An 18,356-nucleotide genomic window follows, 5' to 3' on the forward strand; every position below is an offset into this window, starting at 1 on the left:
ATTATTTATTGACGATATCCTCGATATTTTTGATGAGAATAGAGTAGGTGCCATCAGGATTTTGAATAAATTCAACACTATCAGCATCCTGATAAACGTTATTCGGCACAATTAACTCAATCCCATTTGATAACGATAGTTTTTGATTCTCCAATTTTTTAATTTGACGAGAATGGTCAATATCTGAAACCGAAATGGGTTCAGGAATAGCTTCTTTTAGCTCATCAACGAAGGTCAAACGAGCAGTCAAATTATTATCAAAGAGCTGGTCCGCTAATTTTTCAGGTGACAACTCTTGATCTTCTTCCAAATTATTGAAAATAGCAGATTTCATTTTTCCTTGGAAGTTAAAGTCATCCTGATTAAAATTCTCAGCAATCTTCTGAGCAGTATCTTCAACCATCTTAATCGATTTTTTAACAGACTGCTCAGGTTGGACCTGCAACAGATTTTCAGAGAAATAATTGGCAAAACTACCATTATGCTTAATACGTTTTTCAATCAGATAATACTGCTTACTACTACGGTTGATAACCAAAGCTTCATCTGGTGTCTGGGCCGCAGAAGGCAGATTATTTTGTGACAACTGAATAGGATGCTGACTATTTCCCAAAGAATGAACCAAACTATCCTTAAGAGCAATGCGCAAGAAAGCAAAATATTCTTGACCTTCTTTATCAAACTGAATAAAGACCAAATCATTGGTCTTTTGATCTTCAGAAATGACAAATTCTTCCTTCCAAAGTTTGGAAATTTTGACTGAACTTTCCATCAAATCATTTCCTATATGACTGATGAAAACATTCTCTGTATCGAAATACCCTCGTTTAGCCTCATCAGAAAAAACCTTAGAGAGTTTCTTTCTAAAATACTCATCTAAACGTGGCGTTATTTCAATAGGTGATTCTGCCAAAACCAGCTCCGTATCATTTGGCGAAAACTGATGAATGATAATGCGTTTAATATATAGATCTAACATAATTTATTAATAGAGTGGGAAAGCATCTGTAAGAACTTTAACGTCTCCACGAATGCGTTCCAAAACTTCAGGTTTATCGTGATTTTCCAAAGCTTCAACCATCCACTCTGCAATCTGACGGCTCTCAGCTTCACCCATACCACGGCTTGTAATTGCTGGACTACCGACACGAATACCAGATGTTTTGAATGGAGATAACTGCTCATAAGGAATACTATTTTTGTTCAAAGTAATATTTACTTCTTCAAGAACGTTTTGCGCAACCTTACCATTTTCGACAACTTTAGTAACATCAACCAAGAAGAGATGATTATTAGTTCCACCTGAGATTACTCGGAAATCTGGATGTTGGTTGAAAACGTCCGCCATGGCAGCAGCATTCTTGATAACATTTTCACCGTATTCCTTAAAGGCAGGGTCAAGTGCTTCTTTAAGAGCGACAGCCTTGGCAGCAATAACGTGTTCCAGTGGGCCACCTTGCAAACCAGGGAAGACCGCAGAATTCAATTTCTTAGCGATATCTTCATCATCAGTCAAAATCAAACCACCACGAGGTCCACGAAGTGTCTTGTGGGTTGTTGTAGTTGTCACATGTGCATAAGGAACCGGACTTGGATGATGACCAGAGGCTACAAGACCTGCAATGTGAGCCATATCTACCATGAGGTAAGCACCTACAGCATCAGCGATTTCACGGAATTTAGCAAAATCAATGATACGTGAGTATGCTGAAGCCCCTGCCACGATAAGTTTGGGTCTCACTTCTTTTGCTTGAGCAAGGATAGCATCATAATCAAGAAGTTCACTTTCCTTATCAACATTGTAAGACACAAAGTTATAGGTCTTACCAGAGAAACTAACTGGTGCACCGTGTGTCAAGTGACCACCCGCTGACAAATCCATCCCCATAACTGTATCACCAGGTTGGATTAAAGACATGTAAACAGCAGCATTGGCTTGGCTACCTGAGTGAGGTTGCACGTTAGCAAATTTTGCCCCAAAAAGTTTCTTAGCACGTTCAATGGCAAGGGTCTCAACCACATCAATAACGGCTGTACCACCATAGTAACGTTTACCTGGATAGCCTTCTGCGTATTTGTTAGTCAAGAGCGTTCCTTGAGCAGCCATAACGGCTTTAGAAACCACGTTTTCAGAGGCAATCAATTCAATATTATTTTGTTGGCGTTCTGCCTCAGCATCGATGGCGTTCCATAGTTCAGGGTCAAATGCTTTGTAATCTTCTTTATCAAAAATCATTGAGGTCTCCTTTGAGGTCTAATGGGCTTTCAAACAACTCACCCACAAACAGTCGAAAGTTATATCACTCTTTTTTAAGTCTCTGTTAGTCATTTTATTCCATAGTCAACTCTGGAAGAGCTGCCAATAGGTCATCTTTTGTTATTTTCCCTTGTCTGAGAATCCTAGCAGGTGAAACCGACAAATCCAAAATCGTCGAATCTACACCTAACAAGGCATTATCATCCTGATAGCCAGTCACCTGAAAATCAAATTGCGCTCTAATATCGTCGAAATGACGACCACTTTCCTTTCCAGACTTATTGGCTGATGGACCAATCAAAGGCCCCTCAGCTTGAATCAACTCTCTAGTTACGGGATGGTTTGGTAATCGAAATCCAACCGTTGCCAATCCTGAATTAATCCATCTAGGTACTTGATCATTAGCTTTTAAGATGATGGTCAGAGGTCCAGGCAAAAAAGCATCGTACAATTGTTTCAAATACTTGGGTTGCTCCTTTGAATAGAAAAGGATATCTTCATACGAGGCTACATTCAAATTCATGGCTTTGTCTCTAGGCCGATTTTTTAGCTCATAAACATAATCGACTGCCTTCTCATCCAAAGCCTTGGCAAACAGACCATATACGGTCTCTGTAGGGAGAACAACGGCCTCACCATTATTTAAAATTTCTCTTAACTGTTTCTTACTTTCCATCATCCATCACGACCATTCTATCCTGTCCAAATTGATCCTTAAGGATACGCACATGCTTATCTGGAAAATGTAGTGACAAAAGTTTCCTTAAATCTTCGCCTTGCTTATAGCCTATCTCAAAATAGAGTTTTCCTTGAGAATTTAGATACTTATCTGCGTCCTCAAGGATTTGTCTATAAATGGCAAGTCCATCTTCATCAGCAAACAAGGCCATCTTGGGCTCGCTAGTCAAGACATTTAAACCAACTTCGTCCTTATCATTTTCAGAAATATAAGGAGGATTCGACACAATAATATCAAAACTACCGGAGACATTTTCAAAAACATCCGATAGAACAAAGCTGATATCTACCTGATTTAGCTTAGCATTATCCTTAGCAAGTACCAAAGCGTCAGCTGATAAGTCACTAGCCGTCACTTGCCACATAGGACGACTCTTTTTCAGGGAGACCGCAATAGCACCACTGCCAGTGCCTATATCAAGAACCTTGAGCTCTGTGTTCGGGTTTTCTGCCAAAATTAGGTCCACTAATTCCTCAGTTTCAGGACGAGGAATCAAAACACGCTCATCAACATGAAAACGTAGACCATGAAATTCCTCATAACCTAAAATATATTGGGCAGGCTTGTGAGCCGTAAGTTGCGTGAAAATATGAGCTAAAAGATTTCCTTCTTCCTCCGAAACTTCCTGTCTCAATTGAAGAACAAAATGAGTCAAATCCCATTGTTTCAAACCACGATAAACAAAGGAAAGGGCCTCAGGTTCTTCACCGATAGCTTCAAGTTCCTTCTCATAACCGGCCAGGACATCCGCTAAAATCATTTATTAAGCTCTTCCAATTTTTGTGTTTGATCGTAAAGAACCAAAGCATCGATTATTTCATCCATTTTACCAGCCAAAATCGTATCTAATTTTTGAAGGGTCAAACCAATACGGTGGTCTGTGACACGGTTCTGTGGAAAATTATAAGTACGGATACGCTCTGAACGATCCCCTGTACCAACTGTAGATTTACGCTCTGCATCTTGCTCATCTTGAGCAATTTGTGCAAAATGGTCCGCAACACGCGCACGGATAATCTTCAGGGCTTTATCACGGTTTTTCTGTTGGGTACGTTCTTCTTGCATCTCAACTTTAATTCCAGTAGGAATGTGAACCATACGCACCGCAGTTGCAACCTTATTGACGTTCTGTCCACCGGCACCAGAGGCGTGATAAATATCGACACGAAGATCCTTAGGATCGATTTCGTACTCCATTTCTTCAACTTCTGGCATTACCAAAACAGTTGCTGTAGAGGTATGAACACGACCTTGACTTTCAGTCACAGGGACACGTTGTACACGATGTGCTCCAGACTCATATTTGAGTTTAGAGTAGACTGATTGTCCTGAAACCATGGCAACCACTTCCTTGATACCACCAACACCATTGTATGATGCTTCCATTACTTCAAAGCGCCACCCTTGTGTTTCGGCGTATTTTTGGTACATAGCTAGGAGGTCACCCGCAAATAAGGCAGCCTCATCTCCCCCAGCAGCCCCACGAATTTCAAGGATGATATTCTTGTCGTCATTAGGGTCTTTTGGCAAGAGGAGAATTTTCAAGCGTTCTTCATACTCTTCTTTAGCTGCTTTGGATTTTTTAAGTTCTTCCTTAGCCATTTCTTCCAAATCAGCATCACCACTAGCTTCCTTAATCATCTCTTCAGCATCTGAGATATTTTGGATAACTTGCTTGTACTCACGGTAAGCTATGACAGTTTCACGGGTGTTAGCCTCTTCACGCGACAACTCCATGAAGCGTTTAGTATCTGATACAACTTCAGGGTCGCTAAGCAATTCGCCCAATTCCTCATAACGGTCTTCAACCGCCTGCAACTGATCATAAATGTTCATTTGTTATTTTTCTCCTTATATACCTGATAGTTATCTTTAATTCTGTTTCAAAGGAACTATTCTTTCTCGAGGCGGATTAAACCAATGTTTTCGGCAAACCGAGATATAACTTTCGTGACCTCCAATTTGTACCTGTACCCCCTCATAGACTGGCTCACCATCTTCCATGCGTAGAACCATGGTTGCCTTTCTCGAACAGTAGTGACATATGGTCTTAATCTCTTCGATTTTATCAGACAAAAGCAAGAGATACTTAGATCCTTCAAATAGATTGTTTTGAAAATCATTTTTGAGACCAAATGCCATAACTGGGATATCTAACTCGTCAACAATTCGTGCCAAATCATAGACATTTGCACGAGTTAGAAACTGTGCTTCATCAATCAAAACGCAATAAGGCCGCGGACTTATATCATCAATGTAATCAAAAATATCCGTGTCATTCCCAATTGGATAAGCCTTACGTCTCATACCAATACGACTGGAGATATAGCCGACCTCGTCTCGATCATCTAATCGACTGGTCAGTAGCACTACCGGCTTTCCTTGCTCTTCGTAATTATATGCAACCTTAAGAATCTCAATGGATTTCCCAGAATTCATGGTGCCATAGCGAAAATAAAGTTGTGCCACACCAGACTCCTCTAAAATTTTTATTGTACCTATTTTATCATAATTTTAAGCGCAAAAGGGAGAGAGTCCGAATAATTTTTGAAAAAAAGTTCGTCTTACTCCCTTAATTATAAAGTGGGACTAAAAAGTAACTTAAAACTTTTCAATAATCTTCTCTTGTGAAACTCCTCAACTCTAAAATACTATTTGAGGTCCTACTAAATAAGAAGTATCGTTACTACCACTTCCTTATGAATAGGCTTTAGCTAATCGTGCAAGGAGTTCTTCTTTCTCTTCATCACTAGCAAAGGAAGCTTCAATCGCTGTCTTATTATGTGCATAGAAATCTTGAACTGTGCTATCAAAATACTTGTGATAGAGTTCGTATTCCTTAGTTAAATTTGTATCAGAAACCGTACGATTGTCTGTATTAATCGTAATGTTAGCACCTGCTGCTTTCATTTTAAGGTATGGAAAATCATTAACAGTCACTGCTGCCTTGGTCTGTAGATTACTTGTTAAGCATAACTCACCCGTCACACCGTTTTTGACAAATTCATCCAAAAGTTCTGGTTCTTGAGCCAGAATAGTCGCATGACCATTACGCTTAATTCCCATAGCAATTGACTCAGCAAGAAAAGCCGGACAGCCACACTCACCAGCATGAAAGGTCATAGGACGGTTGTAACTTTTGACTTGTTCAATAAGAGGTTTAATAGCTGCAGGTCCATAATTAAGCTCATCTCCAGCGAAATCAAAACCAACAAAGTCACTATCTCTGACTTGATTAGCTTCATCAAGAATACGAGCTGTTAATGATTGATCTGACTGGCGCATGCCACAAACCAGTGCCTTAGCAATAATACCAAATTCTTCTTGAGCTTGACGTAATCCTTGACAAACAGCATCAATTGTCTCAGTGACAGTCAATCCCTTATCCATCGACAATTCTGGTGCGAATCTCACTTCAATATAGATAACATTTTCTAAAGCAGCTTGTTTGGCAACATCATAAGCAGCAATAGTTAAAGCCTCATTAGTTTGTAGTAAGGGGCGAATATAATCAAAGGACTCTAAATATTCTAGGAGACTCTCACAGGTAACCGGCGCTGTCACGTGCTGTTTGAGCTCCTCATCATCCTCAGGCAAATCAATCTGTGCCAACTCAGCTAGGTGACGAATGGTACTTAAAGATAAAGAACCGTCCAAATGGCAGTGCAGTTCTATTTTAGCCAACTTATGAAAGTCAATAGCAGTCATATTTCTTTTCCTCTCTAAATAATATTCTATTAATTCAGATAAAATGATTTATAATCTTATCTTACCTATCAAGAATCAATATGTCTTCTCCAAAAGAACGTAGTCGATTCTTGAAATGCCATCAGAATTTTGTTAGGATGTGACTATCAAGAATACGAGGAGAAACTTTATGTCTGACTATATTTTACCAGAAGTTTGGGAAAATCCAACCTCTATGGGAGGTACCTGGGGTGGCCTCAATCAACCTACAGCTGGTGCACGTTTTGAACAAACTTTACCTAAAGGTGACCAACCTTTCCAGCTCTATACTTTCCCAACACCAAATGGTATCAAGGCAACTATCATGCTAGAAGAACTGAAGGAACTTGGTGTGACTCAAGCAGGTTATGACGCTTATCGTATTAAGATTGGTGATGGCGACCAATTCGGCTCAGACTTTGTTGCAATTAATCCAAACTCAAAGATTCCAGCCATGATGGATTATTCTGAAGACCAACCAGTTCGTGTCTTTGAATCAGCTAACATTCTCCTTTACTTGGCTGAAAAATTTGGCAAACTCATTCCAACTGATCACACAAAACGTACGGAAGTTCTCAACTGGCTCTTTTGGCAAACAGGTGCTGCTCCTTTTCTAGGTGGTGGCTTTGGGCACTTCTTCCACTATGCACCTGAAAAAATCGAATATGCCGTCAACCGTTTTGCCATGGAAGCCAAACGCCAACTTGACTTGCTTGATAAAGAATTAGCAAACAAACCTTATATTTCTGGGGATGAATACACCATCGCTGATATTGCTATCTGGTCCTGGTATGGCCGTCTTGCTCAAGATAAGATTTGGGACAAGGCTGGTATTTTCCTTGATGTTAAAGAATACAAGCACCTTCAAGCATGGACTGAGAAGATTGCTAACCGTCCAGCAGTTAAACGCGGACTTGAAGTCGAATATAAAGAGATCTAATTTTTGTAACGGTTTGCCTAGGCTAACCGTTTTTCTATAATTTCATGATATAATAAAGGCAAACTCACAAGGAGACAAACATGACTTTATTTCAAGCAATTTTAGAAAAAATCAAAGCCTACGACACTATTATTATTCACCGCCACCAACGACCAGACCCCGATGCCATTGGTAGTCAGATAGGGCTAAAAGAAATTTTAAAAACAAACTTCTCAGATAAAAAGATTCTTGCAACAGGTATCAATGAACCTACCTTATCTTGGATTGCTGAGATGGATGAGGTGCCCGACAATGATTATGAAGGTGCTCTTGTTATTGTTACCGATACAGCCAATACTCCACGTATTGATGATGATCGTTATGATAAGGGAGACTTTCTTATCAAAATTGACCATCATCCTAATGATGATGCTTATGGAGACCTGCTTCTGGTTGATACCTCTGCTTCAAGTGCCAGCGAAATTGTGACCGACTGGGCTCTCACTCTTGGTCTTTCCTTGTCAGATGCTGCTGCTCGTGTTCTCTACAATGGTATTGTTGGCGATACGGGGCGATTCCTCTACCCATCTACAACACCTAAAACACTACAAATCGCTGCTAAACTTCGCGAATATGACTTTGATTTTGCATCTATGGCTCGGCGAATGGATAGTTTTCCTTTCAAAATTGCTAAACTTCAAGGCTATGTTTTCGATAATCTTGAAGTTGATGAAAATGGGGCAGCTCGCGTCGTCTTAACTCGAAAAGTTCTTGATGACTTTAATATCACTGATGCTGAGAGTTCTGCTATTGTTGGAACTCCTGGCCGGATTGATAGCGTTGAATCATGGGCTATTTTCGTAGAGCAACCTGAGGGCCATTACCGTGTACGTCTTCGTAGTAAAACCATTGTCATCAATGAAATTGCCAAACGCCATGACGGTGGAGGCCATCCACTTGCTAGTGGAGCCAATTCCTACAGCTTAGAGGAAAACGAACAAATCTATCAAGAAATTAAGGATACTGTTGCCCATGCAACTCACCAATCGTCGTGTACATCTCATGGGGACTGTGATTGATGTCTCCATCTATCATAAACAGCCAGAGCCTCTACTTGATCAAGTTGAAGCGTTGCTTAATCTTTATAATAAGCGTTTTTCCGCCAATGATGACAGTTCCGAACTCATGAAAATTAACAAGGCGGCAGGCTTACATCCTGTGAAGATCCACCCAGAACTTTTTGAACTTATTTCTCTTGGAAAATGGCACAGTTGCCAGCCGGGCAGTCACCTTAATATTGCTATTGGACCTCTCATTCAGACTTGGCGAATCGGCTTTTCTGATGCAAGGCTTCCCTTTCCTGAAGAAATCACTCTGCTCCTAGATATTATTAATCCCAATGCTATCGTTCTATCCGAGGAAAATCAAAGCGTCTTTCTCCAAGAAAAAGGCATGAAAATTGATCTTGGTGCTCTGGCAAAAGGTTATATTGCAGATCGTATTGCAGATTATCTAAAAGCTGAAAATGTCACTAGTGCTCTGATTAATCTGGGTGGCAATATCCTAACATTTGGACCAGCCTTACACAATCCTGATCAAAAATGGCGAATTGGTATTCAAAATCCTAAGGAGACTAGAAATACTAACCTTCTAGTACTTGCCATAAGAGATCAATCTGTAGTTACTTCAGGGATATATGAACGCACTTTTGAGATAGATGGCAAAACCTATCATCATATTTTTGATAGTCAAACTGGCTATCCAGTCTCTAGTGACCTAGCTAGTCTCACCATTATTTCATCTCTCTCAGTGGATGGCGAAATTTGGACCACCCGTTTATTTGGACCAAGTCTCGAGCGCATTTTCCAGGAAGTTAGCTCACAACCTAATCTTGAAGCAATCATAGTTGATAAAGATAATCACTGCTTCCAGACAGCTGGCATATACAAGATTCGACTTTCCTAAAAAATAGTAAAAAAGACTTGTCAAGAAGATTAGCTTTTGATAAACTAAAATAGTTAAAAAAACTATGGTACGGAAAGTACCATGGCAGAAAGGAAATATTTTAACATGAAAAAAGATATCCATCCAGATTACCGTCCAGTAGTATTCATGGACACAACTACTGGTTACCAATTCCTTAGCGGTTCAACTAAACACTCAAACGAAACAGTTGAATTCGAAGGTGAAACTTACCCACTTATCCGTGTAGAAATCTCATCAGATTCTCACCCATTCTACACTGGCCGTCAAAAATTCACACAAGCAGACGGACGCGTGGATCGTTTCAACAAAAAATACGGTCTCAAATAAGCAACCTCTTGTTGTTAAGCCATTTTAATTGGAATGGCTTTTTTCTGTGTTCTCGGCTATAACCTCTCCTTCATATTTAGAATTAAAAAAAACAGCTTCCCAAGGGAAACTGTTTAATCATCTTATCCTGCTTTACCAATAGCCAAAGCCCAGATAAAGAAAATAGCAAATCCAAACAAGAAAATCAAACCTGCAATAGCAAGCCCTTTCAACCAAGTTGGAAGGTTTTTCTTCTCATTTGTAACAAGTACATAGTTCAAAAGCGCAAAGAATGGTGTTGTAAGGAAAGAACCAATCATAGCGAAACGAAGCATTATTGCTACTTGACCTTGGAAGAAGAAAATAATGATAAGACCAAGAATAGATGTCAAGGTCATCCAAACTTTCAAAGGTGACTCATTAGAATCTTCTTTGTTAAACAAAAGACGAAGAGATGTTTCATTCACACGTGAGTAACCATCAATAACTGTAATTACAGTACCGAAGATACACAAGAAAGCAATAAAGGTAATCAAATAACGTGACCAGTTACCAAGTACTGATGCGTACATATCGACAAACTGAGCAATATACTTAGCCGAAGCAGCTTCAACAGGTTTACCAGTTGGATATTGGATAAGGGCACCAAGTGCTACAAAGAATACTGCAAGTATAGCTGTTCCGATATAACCAACGTTAAAGTCAAAGAGTGCGTCTTCGCTATTAAAATCAACTGTTTTCTTTTTCTCAGCTGACCAAAGTGAGTTGATAGCTGAAATCTCAATTGGAGCAGGCATCCATCCAAGAAGTGATACGATAAATGGAAGGGTAACTAGCTGCCATGGTGATTTTTCAACGAAATCAGCTCTGTACTCCGGATGTTTGATTGCCGCAATAACAACTGCTGCTACTGTTGCAATAGTCAAAGCCGACATGATCCATTTAGCCATACCGTCAAGAAATTTGTAACCACCAAAGAGTAACATACCCCAGATAATTGCCACCAAAATAATTGACCATGTAGTAATACTCAAACCAAGCATTGGAAAGGCACTGGCAATGATGGCTGAACATAGAATGGAAACTCCCGCTGTGTTAACTAAGGCTGAAAAGACATTCAAGATGAAGAATACCCAAAGGTAAAATTTTCCCTTTTTAGCGTAACCTTCAACTAAAGTTTTTCCTGTATCTGCGGTATATTCCGCACCAAAACGGAAGAACGGATACTTGAAGACATTGGCAAGAATAACCAGACCTAGTAAGGCCCATCCATAAGAAGCACCCGCTTGAGTTGAGGAAACGATGTGGGAACACCACCTACAGCAGCAGATGCCATTAGGATACCTGGTCCCATTGCTTTTATTTTACTACGCCAGGTAGACTGATTAGTTGCCTCTATTTGTGACATAAAAAATCTCCTAAAACAAATTTTCAGAATAATCTGAATTGGTAATTACCATTTTACACAATTGTTGGAATAATTTCAATAGCTTTTCACATATTTTCTGAAAAATCGGCTCTATAATTTCTGTAGTGGGTAAAACCACTGTAGAGATTATAGAGCTTTTTAAGTATACACAAAAAGTCCCATAAGAACTATAATGAAGAGCGACAAAACCATCATTAGGAAGAACTTATGAGACTTATGAAGAATACCACAAAATTAATCGGAATTAATCGGAATTAAAGACCCTAACATCATTATTTCTCTTGTTTTTGAAACGGATACTCATATCGAGGTTCAAGCAAAACGGGAATACCAATACTACTACGTCTGAAAAAACGTCGTTTCCAGTGTGAAAGTTGTAGGCAAGTCACGGGGTCTGAGACATATATCGTTGAGAAAAACCACCAAATTTCAAATCTAGGCCGACAAAAGGTCTCACAACTCCTCACTGAGAAGATGTCACTCACGGATATTGCCAGAAGACTTCATGTATCAACGTCCACTGTCTATCGCAAACTTGACCAGTTTAATTTCAAGGAACATTATGACAAACTACCAGCTGTTATGTCCTGGGATGAGTTTAGTTTCAAGAAAGGTGAATTCGCTTTTGTGCCTCAAAACTATGAGAACAACAAACTCATACCCATCCTCGATAATCGCCGCCAAACCACTATTCGAAACTTCTTTTTGAAGTATCCATTGAAAGTACGCCAAAAGGTAAGGTTTATCACGATGGATATGTCAGGAGCTTATATGCCACTAGTTCGAAGACTTTTTCTAAATGCCCAAATATCATTATTGATCGTTTCCACATCATCCAGCAGCTTGATCGAGCCTTTTTAAAGAAAAGAATTGCCATTATGAACCAGTTTAATAAGAATTCACTACCTTATTGAGATTAAAAAAATCACTGGTGACTCTCTCAAAAGGACAGCCGTAAGTTATCTTGTAAATCATTTCATTCGAAAACCTTTTGTCAAACCTTAAACCCACATGAAGTCCTTGAGAAGACACTGGATTTCTCAGAAGAGTTCGCTAATTATCACAACCTCTATCACCTTTAGGAAGCGTGTTTTCATCACTCTGAACATTCAAAAAGAGAAGACCTATATGGTCCTCTCTAGATGTTATCTTTTCGTCACCCACTACAGCTAACAAAGAGCAACTCTTTTTAGCTTATTTTGCTTTAAACTTCGAAACCTTCTGCCACAACTTCAGCAAAGTTTTCTTCGATAATGCTAGCACAGTGATTACAGATAGTCGCGTTGTAGCTACGTTCTTTAGTAGTTCGATCAATACGACGACAACGGTCACATACTTCACCTTCAGCACGTTCTACTGTGAATGAAACACCTTGGAATCTTACAGCAGATTCAGGAACATCTCCTTCAGCAATAGTTAGAGCTGAAACAATCAAAAGTTGAGCAAGGTTAGTATTCAAACTTTCAAGAAGTTCTTTTACTTCAGCATCTGGATAGATAGTTAAATGAGCTTCAAGCGATTTACCAATAACTTTTTCATTACGAGCTTCTTCCAAAGCTTTTTGAGCTTTTCCACGGAAGTCCATGAAGGCATTCCATTTTTCAAGAAGTGCATCTTGATTAGCAAAGTCTTCTGCTTCTGGCAACTCTGACAATTGAACATAGTCTTCATTTTCAAATTCAAGATATGACCAAATTTCTTCTGCAGTATGAGGAAGGATTGGAGTCAAGAGTTTTGTAATCTTAACAAGAATATCGTAGAAGACTGTTTGCATTTGACGACGTTCAAGTGATTTAGCACTCTCAATGTAAACGACATCTTTGGCAAAATCAAGATAGAAGGCTGACAATTCAACATTAATGAAGTTAACTAAAGATTTGTAAATAGTCAAGAATTCGAAGTTTTCATAGGCATCACGAATACTCTTAACCAATTGGTTAAAACGAATAGTCATATATTGATCGACAGAGCGCAAATCTTCAAATGCTACTGCATCAGTTGTTGGATTGAAGTCAGAAGTATTAGCAATCAAGAAACGAAGTGTGTTACGAATCTTACGATAAGATTCTGATACTTGGCTAAGGATATCCATTGAGATACGAACATCATTGCTAGTATCTACACTTGTTACCCAAAGACGAAGAATTTCAGCACCAAATTGTTTCTCAACATCACTAGGAGCAATTGTATTTCCAAGAGATTTGGACATCTTTTCACCCTTACCATCAAGTGCAAAACCTTGAGACAAGAGTTGTTTATATGGTGCAACACCATGGTTGGCAACTGAGGTGATAAGTGATGAGTTGAACCAACCACGGTATTGGTCTGAACCTTCGAGATAGAGATCAGCTGGATATGTTAACTCTGGACGGTTTACAACAACACCATTCCATGACGATCCTGAGTCAAACCACACATCCATAATATCATTTTCTTTAGTGAACTCACCATTTGGTGAACCTGGATGTGTAAAACCTTCTGGAAGAAGATCTTTGGCATCACGTTCCCACCAAATAACTGATCCATGCTCTTCAAAAAGTTTAGCTACATGTTCAATCGTTTCTTCAGTCATGATTGGTGTTCTATCTTCAGCATAGAAGATTGGGAGTGGAACACCCCAAGCACGTTGACGAGAAATTACCCAGTCACCACGGTCGCGAATCATGTTGTAAAGACGAACTTTACCCCACTCAGAATGGAATTTAACTTTTTCAATTTCATCCAAGATTTCTTGACGGAATTTAGAAACAGATGCAAACCATTGTGGCACTGCACGCCAGATGATTGGTTTCTTAGTACGCCAGTCAAATGGGTATGAGTGAGAGATTTCTTCTTTCGCAAGAAGTAAATCTCCAAGTTTCTCCATAACAATCGGAGCTACTTTATCGTAGAATTTACCAGCAAAATCAGGACCGGCATTTTCCATCATGATTCCACGTTCGTTAACAGTTACTACAACCTCAAGACCATTAGCAACACCTACGTTATAGTCATCCTCACCAAACCCAGGAGCTGTATGGACGATACCTGTACCAGAGTCTGTTGTAACATGCTCACCAAGAATTACAAGTTCATCAACTTCACTGTCCCAAGGGTGCTCTGTAACGATTTGATTTAATTCATCACCACGGTAAGTATTAAGAACTTCTACTTCTTCCCAAGCAAATTTCTCAGAAAGACTATTTAGCAATTCAGAAGCAACAATAAATTTACGAGTTTCTCCAGCAGGTTTTACAAGAACATACTCAATATCTGCACCTACAGTCAAACCACGTGAGGCTGTCACTGTAAATGGTGTTGTAGTCCAAACAACAATATAAGTATCAGTATCTAAAACACCTTTACCATCTTTAACCTTATTGGCATAGTAAAGAGATGTTGAAACCAAATCATGATATTCAATCTCTGCTTCAGCAAGTGCCGATTCTGATGACCATGACCAGTATACAGGTTTCGCACCTTGATAGATATAACCCTTTTTAGCCATTTGGCCAAAGACACGGATTTGGGCTGCCTCATAGTCTGGTGTCAAGGTAACATAAGGGTTTTCCCAATCAGCTGAAACACCAAGACGTTTGAAATCTTCACGTTGCTTATCAACTTGTGAGAGTGCATAATCACGACACATCTTAAGGTATTCAGCGCGATCAAGTTCTTTACGTTTTACGCCTTGCTTAGCCAATACCTGTTCAATTGGCAAACCATGTGTATCCCACCCAGGAATAAATGGAGCATAGAAACCAGACATTGATTTAGATCGAACAATGATATCCTTAGAAATTTTATTCATCGCATGACCCACGTGAATATTACCATTGGCATAAGGAGGGCCATCATGAAGTGTGAAGTGTGGTTTACCTTGATTCAACTCTTGACGACGTTGATACACTTTCGCTTCTTCCCACTCTTTTTGCCAGATTGGTTCTTTATTAGGAAGTCCAGCACGCATTGGAAAAGCTGTCTTACCTAGATTTAATGTTTCTTTAAGTTTCATTATATCTCCTCTTTAATTTTTTTATACTAAATAAAAAGAGCCTTCATCAAAAAAGGACGAAAGCTCGTGGTACCACCTTAGTTTAGAGCAAGTAACATTGCTCCCTCAAATGTCCGTAAGGAGGACCATCCTTCTAGCTTACTTAATTCAGCTAGAACGCTAGAAAATGATAACTACCCAAATAGGGAATGTAGGACTCACACCATCTCCCACTCGCTGTTAATATATTTGGAAAGTTTTATTTTTCTTATTCGCTAATATTTAATTTAAAAGTTTGTGTTTCATTAAGATCTTTTTCAACAGTTGCTTCTTGTTCCGAATCATTGTCCTCGTCTACAGGTGCAGAAATTGGAAAATTAGCTACTTCACTTTCGAATGAATCTTCAATACCAAAATATACTGGAGTTGAAGTAATATCATTTGTTTCGTCAACATCTGAATTAGAGAAATCTTTAACTTGTTTATTGCTTTCAGCAGCGCGACGTTGAAGTTCAGCCATTTCGTCAGGAGTGAATTGACGAGTCGCATCGAATGAAGCGGCATCGTTTGAATCTGGAATATGTTCATCCAGCACTTTTTCAACAACTTCTTTAAAGGCAACATCTGAGTTTTGCAGATAAATAGCTGTTGGTTGCAACAATTCCTCCCACTCTGGAGCACTTGCTAAGCTAAGTTGACCTTCAACTGCAGCCAAAAGACGTTGGTGAAAAACACGACTTTGACGTTTAAGCTCTTCAGTTTCAATAGCAACACGTTTTGCTTCATCTGTAGCATCACGAAGAATTTCAGATGCCTTAGATTTAGCTTCTTCGATCAAGCGTGTCGCATTAAAGTTGGCTTTGTTAATCAAGTTAGCTGATTCATCTGCTGCTGAAGCTTTAACTTTTTCAGCTGTTTCTTGAGCCAAGATAACTGACTGGCTCAATGATTCTTTCATTTCATCAAAATAAGCCAATTTTTCTTCAAGCTCTTTTACACGAGTAGTAAGTTCACGATTGTCACGAACTAAATCTTCATAATCATCTATGATAATATCAAGAAATTCATCTACTTCTTGTTCATTGTATCCACGAAATTTAGTGGTAAACTGTTTATCTTTAATATCAAGTGCTGTGATTGCCATTACAGGCCTCCTTTATTTTTTACCATTTCTTCAAGTTCTTTTACATGAGCAACAAGTTCACGATTTCAATGAACTAAATCTTCATAACCATCTACAATAATATCGAGAAAATCATCTACTTCTTGTTCATTATATCCACAAAATTTAGTTGTAAACTATTTTTCGATAATATCAAGAACTATAATTGTCATTACAGATCTCCTCAAGTTTCATTAGCATCTCTGATGCTTTTAAATTAAATACCTACTTTTGTCGTCTTAGAAGACTGTCGATGACGACCTTGGCTTTTCCTGATTTAGAAATTCCTTCTTGTTGCCCTAGACGAAATCGGCCAAAACCTCTAACTGAAATCATATCACCAATAGATATTATCTGATCAGATTTCTCAATTTGCCTATAATTAAGTTTGATTTTGCCTGAAGCAATTAGCTTTAAAGCATTTGAACGCGATGTTTTTAATACTGTAGATAACACATTATCAAGACGCATACTAGAAAGCAAGACAAAAGATTGAGAATATTTTTCTTGATTGGAAATCCAATTATCTTTACTTACTTCTCTAAGCGTAACCGAAACCCTACCGATTTTAGTAATAGTCATTATTGCATAGCTTGCTAGATGAGAAGCAATGTTAAATTGAACTCGGCCTTCTTCATCAAGAATAACATCTCCAAATACTTGACGTTCAAGACCAAGTTGATTAAGCAGTGCGCCTAAAATTTTGGGATGTGTCAATTTATTAAATTGTCTAGCATAAGAAATCTCTAATCGTTTAATTTCAAAGTCATCTTCATCAAGCTCATAATAATCCGGAGCAAGAATCACTCTTCCATACTCTTCGTTATCAAAAGTTGAACTTACAAAGAATTTTAAATTATAGTAATTTGCTAAATCTTTGACAATCTGGATTTCACGAGGATTTAAGAAATCAGTCAAATATGGGCTATACCGATCTTCAACTAATTGACAAAATCCCCTAACCTTTTCTAAAAAAAGACGTTCTTCTAACGAGTAATGTTGTTCAATATTTTTTGCTTCAAACATCAAAATAGGACAACCTTAAGAATACTAAGAGAGAAATTTAACAAAAGTATAATTGCGATAATTGAAAAATCAATACCAGCAAAAACCAAATTCAGCCTACGAAATGGTGCAAGAATTGGCTGAACAATTTGTCTAATAGTCTTCCCAAGAGCTGTATCATAAGCTCCTGGAAACCAAGATAACAAAGCATAGATTACAAGGAGTATCTCTACCAAGTTAACAACACGTGCCCAAATAACATATAGTAATACAAACATGGCTTAACGTCTCTTCATGTCGAAGTCAAAAGTAGATTCTTGATTTCCATGACTCAAACTAATCTCTTCGATGTCAACAACAACGTTGATTGGTGTGAGCAAGTACATGGAAGAACCAACTTTTTGTAAGTTTCCTGTAAGTACCTTGCTAGCACCATCAATAAAATCTAAACAACGACGAGCTTGTGCTTCTAACATATATTGAAAATCAATTAAAACACATTCATTTTCAATCAAAAGTTCTACAATTTCTTGAGCATCTTCATATTTTTTAGGATATTTAATTGCAATAGTAGTTTTAGTTGTATTCATTTGTTGGGATCCCTGATTAACTTGTGATCGACTCAAAGGTAAACTACGAAGGACTTGAGTTTTCTGTACGTCTGATTTGATATGTTGGCGACGAGGAGGGACTGTTTCCTGAGGACGCTCAGGTTTACGTTGCTGTTGAGGTGGTGTCTGCTCAGTTTTCTGTACTTTAACTGGACGTTCTTTAGCAACATCTTCATGATCTGTTACTTCGTCGGCATCAAAATATGAAACAATTTTTTCAATTGCATCTTTTATTGCCATAAG

General features: G+C 38.6%; 15 protein-coding genes, 4 pseudogenes and 1 other annotated feature. Of the genes and pseudogenes, 5 read left to right on the forward strand and 14 right to left on the reverse strand.

All coding sequences use genetic code 11. The annotated features are described in order from the left end of the window. Position 1: 1 nt before the first annotated feature. The 7 genes from MHH90_RS06085 to add form a co-directional block, all read right to left on the reverse strand. Entirely contained in the window at positions 2–979 is a 978-nt protein-coding gene (locus MHH90_RS06085; protein WP_014608183.1) for a nucleoid-associated protein, read from the reverse strand. 6 nt (positions 980–985) lie between these two features. Further along, positions 986–2,236 carry a serine hydroxymethyltransferase gene (gene glyA / locus MHH90_RS06090; protein ID WP_011227085.1) on the reverse strand — a complete coding sequence of 417 codons (1,251 nt, stop codon included), beginning with the start codon at positions 2,234–2,236 and terminating at the stop codon, positions 986–988. A gap of 94 nt (positions 2,237–2,330) precedes the next feature. After that, positions 2,331–2,936 carry an L-threonylcarbamoyladenylate synthase gene (locus tag MHH90_RS06095; RefSeq protein WP_011225789.1) on the reverse strand — a complete coding sequence of 202 codons (606 nt, stop codon included), beginning with the start codon at positions 2,934–2,936 and terminating at the stop codon, positions 2,331–2,333. Beyond that, positions 2,923–3,756 carry a peptide chain release factor N(5)-glutamine methyltransferase gene (prmC, locus tag MHH90_RS06100; protein ID WP_084828726.1) on the reverse strand — a complete coding sequence of 278 codons (834 nt, stop codon included), beginning with the start codon at positions 3,754–3,756 and terminating at the stop codon, positions 2,923–2,925. The genes MHH90_RS06095 and prmC overlap by 14 nt, the downstream gene beginning before the upstream one ends. Next, positions 3,753–4,832 carry a peptide chain release factor 1 gene (prfA, locus tag MHH90_RS06105; protein WP_340725840.1) on the reverse strand — a complete coding sequence of 360 codons (1,080 nt, stop codon included), beginning with the start codon at positions 4,830–4,832 and terminating at the stop codon, positions 3,753–3,755. Before prfA ends, prmC begins: the two co-directional genes overlap by 4 nt. A gap of 36 nt (positions 4,833–4,868) precedes the next feature. Then, the gene (locus tag MHH90_RS06110) at positions 4,869–5,465 is read right to left on the reverse strand and encodes a thymidine kinase (protein ID WP_011225787.1); all 597 of its coding nucleotides are present in this window, start codon (positions 5,463–5,465) and stop codon (positions 4,869–4,871) included. Positions 5,466–5,693: 228 nt separating this feature from the next. Beyond that, positions 5,694–6,704, reverse strand: a complete 1,011-nt coding sequence (gene add, locus MHH90_RS06115; protein WP_011225786.1) for an adenosine deaminase — start codon at positions 6,702–6,704, stop codon at positions 5,694–5,696. A gap of 169 nt (positions 6,705–6,873) precedes the next feature. Between add and yghU the strand changes: the two genes are divergently transcribed. The 4 genes from yghU (at position 6,874) to MHH90_RS06135 (ending at position 9,954) form a co-directional block, all read left to right on the forward strand. Continuing rightward, the gene (gene yghU / locus MHH90_RS06120) at positions 6,874–7,662 is read left to right on the forward strand and encodes a glutathione-dependent disulfide-bond oxidoreductase (protein WP_014608182.1); all 789 of its coding nucleotides are present in this window, start codon (positions 6,874–6,876) and stop codon (positions 7,660–7,662) included. An 80-nt stretch (positions 7,663–7,742) separates the two neighbouring features. Next, on the forward strand, positions 7,743–8,720 hold the full coding sequence (locus MHH90_RS06125) for a DHH family phosphoesterase (RefSeq protein WP_014608181.1): 978 nt from the start codon (positions 7,743–7,745) through the stop codon (positions 8,718–8,720). After that, positions 8,674–9,606 carry an FAD:protein FMN transferase gene (locus MHH90_RS06130; protein ID WP_002945950.1) on the forward strand — a complete coding sequence of 311 codons (933 nt, stop codon included), beginning with the start codon at positions 8,674–8,676 and terminating at the stop codon, positions 9,604–9,606. Before MHH90_RS06125 ends, MHH90_RS06130 begins: the two co-directional genes overlap by 47 nt. Positions 9,607–9,711: 105 nt before the next feature. Beyond that, positions 9,712–9,954 carry a type B 50S ribosomal protein L31 gene (locus MHH90_RS06135; protein WP_002945948.1) on the forward strand — a complete coding sequence of 81 codons (243 nt, stop codon included), beginning with the start codon at positions 9,712–9,714 and terminating at the stop codon, positions 9,952–9,954. Between the two features lie 122 nt (positions 9,955–10,076). On the opposite strand, the pseudogene MHH90_RS06140 reads toward MHH90_RS06135, so the two are convergent. Beyond that, positions 10,077–11,341: pseudogene (locus MHH90_RS06140) on the reverse strand (NRAMP family divalent metal transporter). A gap of 228 nt (positions 11,342–11,569) precedes the next feature. On the opposite strand from MHH90_RS06140, the pseudogene MHH90_RS06145 reads away from it, so the two are divergent. Then, positions 11,570–12,441: pseudogene (locus MHH90_RS06145) on the forward strand (ISL3 family transposase); the annotation flags it as partial. A 125-nt stretch (positions 12,442–12,566) separates the two neighbouring features. Here the strand turns inward: MHH90_RS06145 and ileS are convergent. The 6 genes and pseudogenes from ileS to MHH90_RS06175 all read right to left on the reverse strand — a co-directional run bounded on the left by ileS (position 12,567) and on the right by MHH90_RS06175 (position 18,353). Further along, positions 12,567–15,356: an isoleucine--tRNA ligase gene (gene ileS / locus MHH90_RS06150; RefSeq protein WP_100273363.1), complete on the reverse strand. Its 2,790-nt coding sequence runs from the start codon at positions 15,354–15,356 to the stop codon at positions 12,567–12,569. A gap of 49 nt (positions 15,357–15,405) precedes the next feature. Next, positions 15,406–15,617, reverse strand: a binding site (T-box leader). A gap of 187 nt (positions 15,618–15,804) precedes the next feature. Then, positions 15,805–16,479, reverse strand: a pseudogene (locus MHH90_RS06155) (DivIVA domain-containing protein); the annotation flags it as partial. 65 nt (positions 16,480–16,544) lie between these two features. Then, positions 16,545–16,625: pseudogene (locus tag MHH90_RS10255) on the reverse strand (DivIVA domain-containing protein); the annotation flags it as partial. 97 nt (positions 16,626–16,722) lie between these two features. Beyond that, entirely contained in the window at positions 16,723–17,523 is an 801-nt protein-coding gene (locus tag MHH90_RS06165; RefSeq protein ID WP_084828718.1) for a YlmH family RNA-binding protein, read from the reverse strand. Beyond that, positions 17,523–17,780 carry a YggT family protein gene (locus MHH90_RS06170; RefSeq protein ID WP_011681006.1) on the reverse strand — a complete coding sequence of 86 codons (258 nt, stop codon included), beginning with the start codon at positions 17,778–17,780 and terminating at the stop codon, positions 17,523–17,525. Before MHH90_RS06170 ends, MHH90_RS06165 begins: the two co-directional genes overlap by 1 nt. A 3-nt stretch (positions 17,781–17,783) precedes the next feature. Then, positions 17,784–18,353 (reverse strand): cell division protein SepF, encoded by a 570-nt coding sequence (locus MHH90_RS06175; RefSeq protein WP_011681005.1) that lies wholly within the window; start codon positions 18,351–18,353, stop codon positions 17,784–17,786. Between the last annotated feature and the right edge of the window lie 3 nt (positions 18,354–18,356).

Source organism: Streptococcus sp. FSL E2-3488, assembly GCF_038003585.1.
Taxonomy (GTDB): Bacteria; Bacillota; Bacilli; order Lactobacillales; family Streptococcaceae; genus Streptococcus; species Streptococcus thermophilus.